The organism is Streptomyces sp. NPDC058674, assembly GCF_042716505.1.
Lineage (GTDB): Bacteria > Actinomycetota > Actinomycetes > Streptomycetales > Streptomycetaceae > Streptomyces.
Genome location: NZ_JBHXSC010000056.1, coordinates 37,235 through 47,113 on the forward strand (window position 1 = coordinate 37,235; position 9,879 = coordinate 47,113).

Below are 9,879 nucleotides of genomic sequence, written 5' to 3' on the forward strand. Positions count from 1 at the left end.
GGTCACGCCATTCCCTTCATCAGTTCCGCTGCGGCCACCGCGCAGCTGCGGTTGCGGCTCACCCCGGCACGGCCGTGGACGGTGAACCAGGGGGTCCGAAGCTCGCACCCGCAGGCGTCGCCCGGCTGGAGGGAGGCGAGGTCGCCCATGACCACGCTCTGCGCCGGCACCGAGGTGATGTACGGAGACACGAGGTGCAGGTAGCCCCGCTCCCCGTACGGCAGGGGTTCGAGCGTGCGGGTCGAGCGGATCGTCACCCGGGACCAGACGGGGGCGTGCAGCCGGTGCTGGTCGCACTCGATGTACGGGATGCAGTGCTCGACCGACCCGAAGGTGTCCCGGATCCGCTCACCCGGGATGCCGAGCTGCTCGGTGACGCGGGCGTACAGCTCCTCCTTGCCGATGCGCCGGTCCGCGTGCCCCTTCCAGCCGCCCCCGAGGACGACGAGGGATCCCTCGGGCAGGCGCAGCGGAGGCAGGCCCATGGCCCGCATCCGCTCCAGGGTGAAGAAGAGGAAGGCGGGGAAGCCCAGGATGCGCACCGGGGCGTCCTCACCCTCGAAGCGGCGCAGGGCGGCGATGCAGCCGAAGGGGTCGAACTCGTGCTCGCCGCCGGTGTTGCGCAGCGCGTACGCGACGCTGCGCGCCGGGGCGAAGTCGCACAGGTAGTTGTCGGTGAAGGCGGTCCCCAGGTTCAAGGAAGGGGACGGCTCGTAGCTGTAGAGGAGGTAGTTGACCTCCTGGTCCGGGGTGATCCAGCCGTTGCGCTCGAAGATCCGGGCGACCATGCGCTGGGCGGAGCGGATGGTCCAGTGGTCGAAGAACATCTGCGACTTCTGGCCGGTGGTGCCGGAGGAGGTCAGGTGCAGCTCGACGTCCTCGCGCGGGATGGACAGCACCTCGTGACGTTTGAAGAAGTTCGCGTGGACGAGCGGCGTGCGGTACGGCTCCGCGGCGGGCGTGGCCTCGTACAGCGAGCGGAAGAACGGGGAGCGCTCGGCGTGCCAGGCGTTGGTCTCCGCCATGGCCGCGGCGAACAGTTCGTCCTCCGCGGGCCCGAAGGCGTACGGGTCCGCCAGGTCGCACAGCTGTTGCACGTGCGGCAGCAGGGCCGGGTCGGGTACGGCGACCGGCGCGAGATGGGGGTTCATCGGGCTCATCAGGCAACCTCGGAAGATGTGGGCAGGTGTGTCGACGCCCAGGCCGACACGTAGCAGTCCAGATAGGGCTGGAGGGGTGGTTCGACGGCGACGCCGCGGAAGTCGATCCGCTCGCTGGAGCGGGACAGGACGGCGTAGTCGTGGAAGCCGTCACCGTCCGCGCGCATCGCCGGGTAGAGGGCCCCGGCGACGAACCCCTGCGCGAGGAAGGCCGACAGGGCCTCCTGGTGCGCGAGCGGCACCAGGGCCTCGACGTAGCCGGCGCCCGCGCGGGCCAGGGCCCGGGTGACGGGTTCGAGGTGGGTGGCCGCGGCGGCCGGGTCGGGGTGGGCGGTCAGCAGGGAGCCGTACCCGCCCGCGCGGTTGAGGTAGGCGTATACCTCGAACCGGCCGTCCTCGGGGGTGAGCAGCACGTTCGGGGTGTGCAGCGGGTAGAACCAGCCCTCGGCCCCGGGGAACCGCTCGCGGAAGCGGCGGCGCACGAAGGCCGGCGCCTCGATCATCTCCAGCCGTTCGACGGCCCCTTGCGGCGGGGGCGCCGGGTGCGGGGCGGCGGCCGCCCGGACCCCGGGGTAGCCGATGCCGAGTGCGGACTCGGCCGTGCGCAGCAACGGCAGGAGCGGGGCGGGTACTTCGGCGACGGCGATCCGGCGTTCGAGCACACCGCTGGAGTGACGCGCGTAGAGCGCGAGGCTCTCGCGGCTGCTGAGATCCACCGCGTTGGGCAGGATGCCCAGCGGGCGGAAGCCGTTGCGGGCGACGACGCGCTGCGGACCGGCGCTGACGGTGCGTACGGTCGCGTACACCGAGTCCAGCCGCCCCGTGTCCAGCATCCCGGCGCACAGGGCCTCGGTCAGAGCGGCGGCAAGGCCCGCCGAGCGGTGCCCGGGGTGTACGGCGATGCCCTCCAGGCGGCCGATGCGGCTGCCCGCCTCGCCGTGGATGGCGGCGGACGCGGTGAGGGCCCCGGTGCGGGCGCAGCGGGCGACGAGCCACAGCGAGTGCGGGTCCTCGATGAGCCGGGCCATCTCGGCCGGGTCGGTGCCGAGCGCCACGGGGTAGTGCGGGCCGTAGACGGCGTAGTAGAGCTGGCGCAGTTCGGCGATGTCCGGGCAGGCGGCCGGTGTGATGACGGCGTTCACCGCTCGCCTCCGACGGATTTCGAGCCGCGGCTCCTGTCTGCGCCCGGGATTGCGGCCGTGTCCGTGCCTGTGGGTGTATGCAGGTCCGCGGCGGGTGGTGTGGGAGTGCGGGACCCGAGCAGGGCCAGCGCGCAGGCGGCGGGGGCAAGGCCGACGCCCTGCACGAGGCACAGCGTCTGGGGCGAGAGGAAGTCGCCGGCGAAGCCGAACAGCAGGGACGCCACGGGCAGCGAGGCACCGAGGACGGCCTGCATCACGGCGAAGAAGCCGGGCTTGTCCGCTGTGGGCACCATCCGCTGGAAGAGTGCCACGAACCGGACGCTGACGGCCCCGGCGCACCAGCCGGCCACCGCCAGGCAGCCCGCGACGGCCGGACGGTGTGCGACCAGGCCGGGCAGCGCCAGGGCGAGGGCCATCACGCCGAGGCAGTAGGCGCCGGCGACCGTGGGGCGCCCGGGCACGCGGGCGCCGGTGAAGGCCCCGATGAGCGCGCCGAGACCGAGGGAGGCCTCCAGGAGTGCCACGGTTCCGCCGCCGCCGTGGAGGACCGAGCGGGTGTAGAGGGGGATGACGACGAACACGGCGGTCGTGAAGAGGTTCGCCGCGGTGAAGCAGATCAGGATCCGCCGTACGTAGGGCAGGTCGGCGAGGATACGGCGGAGCGGCCGCCGGCGGGGCCCGGCCGCGGACGGCCCGGACGGCCCGGACGGACCCGGCCCGGCGGGCGGGCCGGGCGCAGCGGTCCCGGTGGTTGCGCCCGTGCCTGCGGTCCCTGCGGTACGGAAGCGCGCGCTCGCGACGAGGAGGGCGGCGCCGAGGTAGGCAGCCGCGCACCCGGCGGCCAGCCCGGTCACGCCCGCCCGGTCTACGGTCAGGGCGCCGAGCAGCGCTCCGCCGAGGCCGGCCAGGGACTGGGTGGACAGCTCGAAGCCGGTGGCCGTCTCGATGTCGGCGTCGTCGACGAGTTCGGGTACCGACGTGGTCAGACAGGGGTCGAAGAACGCCTGGCAGGTGGCCAGTGCGAGGGCGGCACCGTACACGGCGGTGAGCGGCAGGCCGTCGCCGTGGGCCCACAGCGCGAGGGCGCCCGAGGCGGCCCCTGCCAGGCCGGCTGCCGTCCGCAGAACGCCACGGTGGGCGAACCGGGCGATGGTCCCGGCCACGACGGGCGCCAGCACCACGGCGGGCAGCGTGCAGACCGCCATGAACAGCCCGGAGGCCAGACCCGGGGCCTCGCGTACGGCGTAGGCGACGATCCACCAGGACACGCCGACCTGGAACATGCGCACGGCGGCCTGGGTGAGGACCTGGCCGAGCCATACGGCGCCGAAGGCGTGGTTGCGCAGGATCAGCGGAGCACGCCGGCGTCCGGCCCTGGCGGCGGCCCCGGCTCCGGTCTCGGCCTGGGTCTCACTCGTGGCTGCGGCTGAGGGCGGGGGTGGGGCGGTCATGCGGTCGGCCTCTCGTCGAGGACCCGGACGAGCTTGCCCGAGCGGGGGTTGACGGCGAGGTCGCGATGGCGTGCCCACTCCACGGACAGCGGGTGCACGAACCCGGCGCGCACACTGTCCGGATACAGGGGCCGTACGGCCTCCAGCTCCGTGATGACGGCCTCGGCCAGCGCCTCCCGCCCCCCCGCGGCATCGCCGGAGGCATCGTCGCCCGGGGCCGTCGCCAGTCGCAGGACGAGCCCGTCGCGGCCGTCCCAGCGGCGGACGACGAGCTGCATGCCGACTACGTGACCTGCCAGGTCCGCCGCGGCCACGGCGTCCTGGGCGTCCTGCGTGTAGAGGGAGACGGGGCCCACCCGTACGCCTTCCTCGGCGCGGCCGAGGATCCGGAAGTGTCCGGGCCCGGTGCCGGTCCATTCGGCCCGGTCGCCGGCGGGGTAGCGGATGATCGGCATGAGGCGGCGGAAGAGGCTGGTGACGACGACCCGGCCGGGTCGCCCCGGTTCGGTGATGGGCTCCTCCGTGGAGTCGTCGAGGATCTCGACGACCGCGTACGGGGTGAACGCCCGGTGCACACGGGCGTCGGAGCCGGGTACGGGCCGGCCGAGCAGGCCGGCGTCGACGCTGGCGTACCCGACGGAACGGACCTCGGCGCGCGGGAACGCGGCCGCCAGCAGACGCCGTTGGTCGTCGAAGAGGGCCTCGCCGCCGAAGAGGAGCAACCCCACCGAGTCGAGCCGGACACCGGACGAGACGACCTGCTCGGCGAGCCGACACAGGGTCGTGGGCGTGCCCGTCAGCACCTGGGCGGCGAGATCGCGCAACGTGGGGATGGTCGACTCCAGCGGCGCGCCTCCGCCTATGGGCAGGCGGACGTTGTCCACGGGCGCGTGGGCGAGCGAGTCCAGGAGGAAGAGGAAGCTGGCGTACAGCTCCCCGGCGTAGAAGAGGTCGGCGACGCGGTGTCCCGGGCGCAGGCCCGCATCAACGAGCCCCTGTCCGAACGAGGTGACGAACGTGCGCCACTCGTCGCGGGTGTAGACGGAGAACTTCGGGGAGCCGGTGGTGCCGCCGGTCTTGTACACCGTGGCCTCGCTGAGCGGGCCGGTCAGCACGCGGCTGTCGTGGAGGGCGCTGGCCGCCCAGAACTCCTGCTGGTCGACCACCGGCAGGTCGGTGAGGCGGTCGACGTGCGGCGGCAGGGACGTGTAGAGGTCCCGGTAGAAGGGCGAGTTGTGACGGACGAAACGTATGAGGTCCGATAGCTGCTGGGCGGACATGGGCCTTTGCCTAGGTGACGGGAACGGGGCGGGAGCCACGACGGGGCACGGCGAGAGCAAGAGCCCGCCTGCGGACCGAGCCGGTATGACCGGGGGACCCCCCGGCGCCCCCGCCTCCCGCAACGCACGCCAAGACCTGACGTGCAGTCACGATGATGGAACATCAGTGCACTTATTACCAAATTGGCCAGATATTTCCAGCCAATGCGGCTGTATCCGTGGAAACTTGCGGTGGGGCCCCTGGCCGCACGCCCAGTTCGGCGTTCCGGCCGCCCCTGCCGGCAGCAGCCCTGGAGCGCCACGGGGTGACTCGGCACCCCCACGATGCCTTCGGAGCTTGCGTCGCCGGCGGTCGCCGGACGCAAAGCGTGAGAGCGGCGCTGTCGGTGGCGCCTGACAGGATGCACGGATGGAGATCAACCACGCGCTACGCCACCCCGTGAACCAGCAGCGCCTGGACCAGGCCCTCGGTGACAAGACGGACCGTGTCCAGGAGCGTTTCGAGGATGTCTATCAGCGCGGCTATCCGTTGCGCGTGATGCTCGAGGAACTCGGCCACGAGCTGCTCGACCACGTCGCAGCGCGCACCATCCAGGACCCCGACCTCGACGACGAGGGCACTCGCCTCGCCCTGCTCACCGCTGCTGAGTGCCGCTTGGGCGTGCTGGACCTGGGATGCACTCCCCGAGGCGACTGGGAGGTCCCCTTGCCTCTCACCGGGACGCGTCTGACCAGCGAAGAGATGGACTACGACGAGACGCACGACGCGACCGACACGGTCACCGCCCGCACCTGGATCGACGCCTTCGACATCTGCATCGCCAGCGGTCTGGTGCAGGACTGGAAGCGGGTGATCGGTCTGCTACTGCGCAGCGACTACGCACCCGCCCTCCACAACAACCTGCCCCACGCCGGCCGGGACTCCGTCTCCGAACCGGACGACCTGGCACACATGGACGCCTTGTGCGCCTACCTGACCCCGGCCCGCGGTCACCTGCCCCGAGACTGGCCACAGGTGACGCTTACCAAGCCATCGACGGACGAGCGACTGGACGCTGCCCTTGCCCTGGACGCCGCCCACGCGGTGAGTCCCGACCAGCGCCTGCTGCGCGTTCTGCTCGCCGACGATCAGAGCGCCTTCGAGCGGGCGTTGGACGACCGGCTGGCGCAGCACCGTGCCGGTGCCGGTGAGAATCCCGCGCCCGGAACGCTGCTTCCCCTGGGCGCGATCGCCTTGGCCGCGCTCGCCGTGCAGGTTCACGGCTGGGACCTGCAGACCAGGTCCGCCTACCTTCCGGCCTCGCTCCTGAAGCCGCCTGCCCCTGTCGGCTCCTGACCCGGCACGCCGATCAGACCGTCGTCGTCGCCCGGCTGCCGAGCTACAGCAGATCTCCAACGTGCCCGCCTCGACCCAGGGGCAGGTTCACCACCGCGCGCAGGCGCAGCGCCGGCGTCTGCCCGGCAGTCCAGTTCTCCGCCGACCGGCCCTGGTTGATGCTGAAGCGGGGGAGCGGCTGCCACCGCCACACGCCGCGCTCCGATCACGTCAGGCGGCCCGCGCCCCACGCTCCGCCGTCGACGTCTACGCTCCGTGAGCCGGCCGCGATCACCCACGGCGTGTCCGTGTCCTTCGGCGGGCGGGGAAGACCGATGGCCGCGAGCAAAGCCAGGCACGGTGCATACCGGCCGGCTTCGACGATCGCCTGCCAGACGGGCGCGGCGATGACGACCGGAGGGGCGCACCCGGCCACCGGGCACAGCACCCAGCCCGGCTCGCCGTCCCGTTCGTGATGCAGATCCTGCCCAGCCGAAGGCTGGCGGTGCGAGCCCTTCGTGACCTCCGGGCGGCCCCTGCGCCGGGTCACGTGTAGTAGGTGTCGAACGAGGCTATCCACAGCGCCGACAGCGGCAGAACGGACAGCTGGACGACCGCCGTTGTCCAGCACCGCCCCAGGACCGCGGCTGAGGCGCTCCACCAGGCTGTCGTACGCAACAGGCCCACCGCTCCTGCCTGGTATCCCTGTCCGCCGGGATCCATCATGCCGGGATATCCCATCCACTCTTCGGTGAAGATGCCGTCCGCGCCGAGCACGATGACCCCCGACACGAGCCACAGGTCGGCCAGCAGTACCGCCACGGCGAGTGCCCTGTCGAAGCGCAGGTACGCGGGGGTCGGGAGCAGCAGGCGGACGAACGGCTGCCCCTGATCCCGCACCCACGGCTGCCCCCGGCGTCGCCACAGCGCCAGGGAGGCGTACCCGAGCCCTGCGAGAGCCATGGCCCAGCCGACCACGAAGAACAGTCCGAAGAACAAGATCACGACGCCCATGTCCCATCAGATGCCCCACGCCCTCGGAATGGTTCCCCCCGCCCACCTCGGCTCCGGGACGAAGGGGCGGAAGGGCTCGCTTCGAGGGCGGCGCCGCCCGGGGCCTGAGCCGGCCCTCGATGAGCGAGGACAGGACACCCACGGACCTCACCCCGGCCGCCCACGGGTACCCGTGGGAGGGCGCGCGCTTCTCGGCGACGTGGCGGAGCCGCGACGTCCCCGTACGCCTACGCCAGCGCCAACTACCTCATCCTGGCCGCCCTGGTCGAGTCCGCCACCGGCCGGCCCTTCGCCGACCACCTCTGCGCAAACGCGTCCTGTTGGCGTGAGTCAGGGTGGGATGGGGCCGGCCGGATTCGAACCGGCGTCCTCCCACATGCGGTGAAGGCGCGACAGCCACTGCGCTACGAGCCCCATCCCACCCACGATCATACGAGCCACCCGGACCCAGCCCTCTGAAATTTATCCAAGAGGACCGATCACTCAGCGCGACGACCTCACCTTGTCGTCTGACGTCCGCAGGTGGACGACGTCTCGGCTGCGAGGCGCCGCCATGCCCTCAGCCGGCGGAGCCGAGGAGATTGGCGTCGCCGGTGTCCGACACCAGCTCGGCGAGCTGGAACAGGTACTCCGGGCCTTGACCCCGGATTCTGAACACTTCTATGCGGCCTGGGTCAGGGTAGTTGTTGCTGGCTGGAGGTCGTTCTCGTAGGAGATCGGGGATCGCTGACCGAGTCGGGAGTGCCGGCGGCGGGTGTTGTAGCGGGTGAGCCATCGGAAGGCGTCGAGTCTGGCCTCGCGCTCGCTCGACCAGGCCTTCCGGCCTTTGAGGGTCTCCCTCTTGAAGGCGGCGTTGAAGCTTTCCGCGGCGGCGTTGTCGGCGCTGGAGCCGATCGCGCCCATGCTCTGCCGGACCCCCGTTGACCTGCAGATTTCAGCGAAGGCCCTGCTCGTGTATTGGGATCCGTGGTCGGTGTGCATGATCGCTCCGGCCAGGTTTCCGCGGGTTCGCTCGGCGGCCGTGAGGGCGTCGATGACGAGTTCTGTCCGCATGTGGTCGGCGATCGCCCACCCGGCGAGTCGGCGTGAGGCGAGGTCGATGACGGTCGCGAGGTAGAGCGGCTTCGCGCCGCTGACCGGCAGGTATGTGATGTCGCCGACGTACTTTCTGTTCACCGCGGCCGCGGTGAAGTCACGGCCGATCAGGTCCGGTGCCTTCACCGCGGCCTGGTCCGCGACGGTGGTGCGGTGCCGGCGGCGCAGACGGACTCCCTCGAGCCCGATGGTCCGCATGATCCTGGCGACGCGCTTGTGGTTGACCGCCGGGCCGCCTTGGTCGCGAAGTTCGGCGGTGATCCTGGGGGCTCCGTAGGTGCCGTCGGAGTCCTGGTGGACCTTGCGTATCCGGGCCGCGGTCTGGGCTTCGACGGCCTGCCGGGCCGCCCGTGCTGCCGCGGTGCGGCGCCAGTAATAGAAGCTCGAGCGGGCCAGGCCGAGGATGTCGCAGAGCCGCTTCACGCCGTGACGGCGCTGGTGATCTTCAACGAACTGGCAGCGGTTCACCAGCGCGTCTCCGTCGCGAAATACCGGGCCGCCTTGCGGAAAATGTCTCGTTCTTCCTCGAGCTCGCGGATCCTCTTGCGGGCGGCGGCCAGCTCCTCCTGCACCTCGTCGCTGCCGGCCTGTGAGGTGGCCGGCGGTGCGGAGTGGGCACCGGGCCGTCGGCCGTCGGCGGCCCGGATCCAGTTCCGCAGCGTCTCGGTGTTCACCCCGAGATCGGCGGCGACCGACTTGATCGTCGCTCCCCGCCTCGAGCGGTACAACGCGACCGCGTCCGCCTTGAACTCGGCGGGGTAATGCTTCATCCCCACGGGGACTCCGTTCTCCTGGACCCATCAAGATCCAAGTGTCTCCGGTGTCCAAATCCGGGGTCAAGGTCCGTCAAGCGGAGGTCCCCAGCCCAGCTCTCACAACGGACCCGACCAGTGGGGAATGTGAGCTCCAAGGCAACGCGCCCGGTGTTCGATGCGTGTTCCTCCCGCACCTCCAGAACATCCTCCCCGACGTGGTCCGCGAACGGCGTCTCCTCACCGATCGCCCCCACTGTGACGCGCCCCGAGTCACCCATGTCGAAGCCGGCGTGCGGCTTTGATGCCTCAACGATCAGACACCAATCCGATCCGGTCGTGAAACGGATGGCGGCACCCCGGTCATCGATCAGCCACACATCCAGCGGGCCCGCAGGGGCGTCACTGCCGTACAAGTGCCACGAGCCGACGACCTCCGCGAGCCGACGACCCACCAAGCTCTGCGCGCTCGCCCCAGCACCATGAAGCGGGCACTCGTTCGACTTATCAGACTCCATCGGCCGACAGTACCGCCGACCGATCTCCCAGGTCACAGCGTTATACGGGACAAGCCTTAGCTTGATCTTTAACCTGTGCGGCGGGGGCGTGGGGTCGTCGGCTTCGCCTTTCTGGACGCTGCCGTGCCCGTTGTGCGGGGTATGTGGACGTC

Annotated in this window: 8 protein-coding genes and 1 tRNA gene; 1 reads left to right on the forward strand and 8 read right to left on the reverse strand. The window is 71.2% G+C overall.

The window, feature by feature from the left end; genetic code table 11:
* Nucleotides 1-2: 2 nt before the first annotated feature.
* The 4 genes from ACFWU6_RS25060 to ACFWU6_RS25075 are packed head-to-tail and all read right to left on the reverse strand — an operon-like array spanning nt 3 to nt 5,033.
* Entirely contained in the window at nt 3-1,151 is a 1,149-nt protein-coding gene (locus tag ACFWU6_RS25060) for an acyl-protein synthase (RefSeq protein ID WP_383983167.1), read from the reverse strand.
* A gap of 8 nt (nt 1,152-1,159) precedes the next feature.
* The gene (locus tag ACFWU6_RS25065; protein ID WP_383810256.1) at nt 1,160-2,302 is read right to left on the reverse strand and encodes a GNAT family N-acetyltransferase; all 1,143 of its coding nucleotides are present in this window, start codon (nt 2,300-2,302) and stop codon (nt 1,160-1,162) included.
* Nucleotides 2,299-3,753 carry an MFS transporter gene (locus ACFWU6_RS25070; RefSeq protein ID WP_383810258.1) on the reverse strand — a complete coding sequence of 485 codons (1,455 nt, stop codon included), beginning with the start codon at nt 3,751-3,753 and terminating at the stop codon, nt 2,299-2,301. The genes ACFWU6_RS25065 and ACFWU6_RS25070 overlap by 4 nt, the downstream gene beginning before the upstream one ends.
* The gene (locus ACFWU6_RS25075) at nt 3,750-5,033 is read right to left on the reverse strand and encodes a phenylacetate--CoA ligase family protein (RefSeq protein ID WP_383983157.1); all 1,284 of its coding nucleotides are present in this window, start codon (nt 5,031-5,033) and stop codon (nt 3,750-3,752) included. The genes ACFWU6_RS25070 and ACFWU6_RS25075 overlap by 4 nt, the downstream gene beginning before the upstream one ends.
* A 409-nt stretch (nt 5,034-5,442) precedes the next feature.
* Between ACFWU6_RS25075 and ACFWU6_RS25080 the strand changes: the two genes are divergently transcribed.
* Nucleotides 5,443-6,369, forward strand: coding sequence for an Imm49 family immunity protein (locus tag ACFWU6_RS25080; RefSeq protein WP_383983159.1), 927 nt, complete (start codon nt 5,443-5,445; stop codon nt 6,367-6,369).
* Nucleotides 6,370-6,894: 525 nt separating this feature from the next.
* Here the strand turns inward: ACFWU6_RS25080 and ACFWU6_RS25085 are convergent.
* The 4 genes from ACFWU6_RS25085 to ACFWU6_RS25100 form a co-directional block, all read right to left on the reverse strand.
* Nucleotides 6,895-7,362 carry a hypothetical protein gene (locus tag ACFWU6_RS25085; protein ID WP_383810275.1) on the reverse strand — a complete coding sequence of 156 codons (468 nt, stop codon included), beginning with the start codon at nt 7,360-7,362 and terminating at the stop codon, nt 6,895-6,897.
* A gap of 341 nt (nt 7,363-7,703) precedes the next feature.
* A tRNA-Ala gene (locus ACFWU6_RS25090) sits at nt 7,704-7,777 on the reverse strand.
* A 245-nt stretch (nt 7,778-8,022) separates the two neighbouring features.
* A protein-coding gene (locus ACFWU6_RS25095) for an IS3 family transposase (RefSeq protein ID WP_383983160.1) occupies nt 8,023-9,233 on the reverse strand; the annotation gives its coding sequence in 2 pieces (ribosomal slippage) (nt 8,023-8,942 and nt 8,942-9,233; 1,212 coding nt in all).
* The coding region (locus ACFWU6_RS25100) for a hypothetical protein (RefSeq protein WP_383983162.1) at nt 9,224-9,879 on the reverse strand (656 nt) is incomplete at its 5' end. The genes ACFWU6_RS25095 and ACFWU6_RS25100, both read right to left, overlap by 10 nt.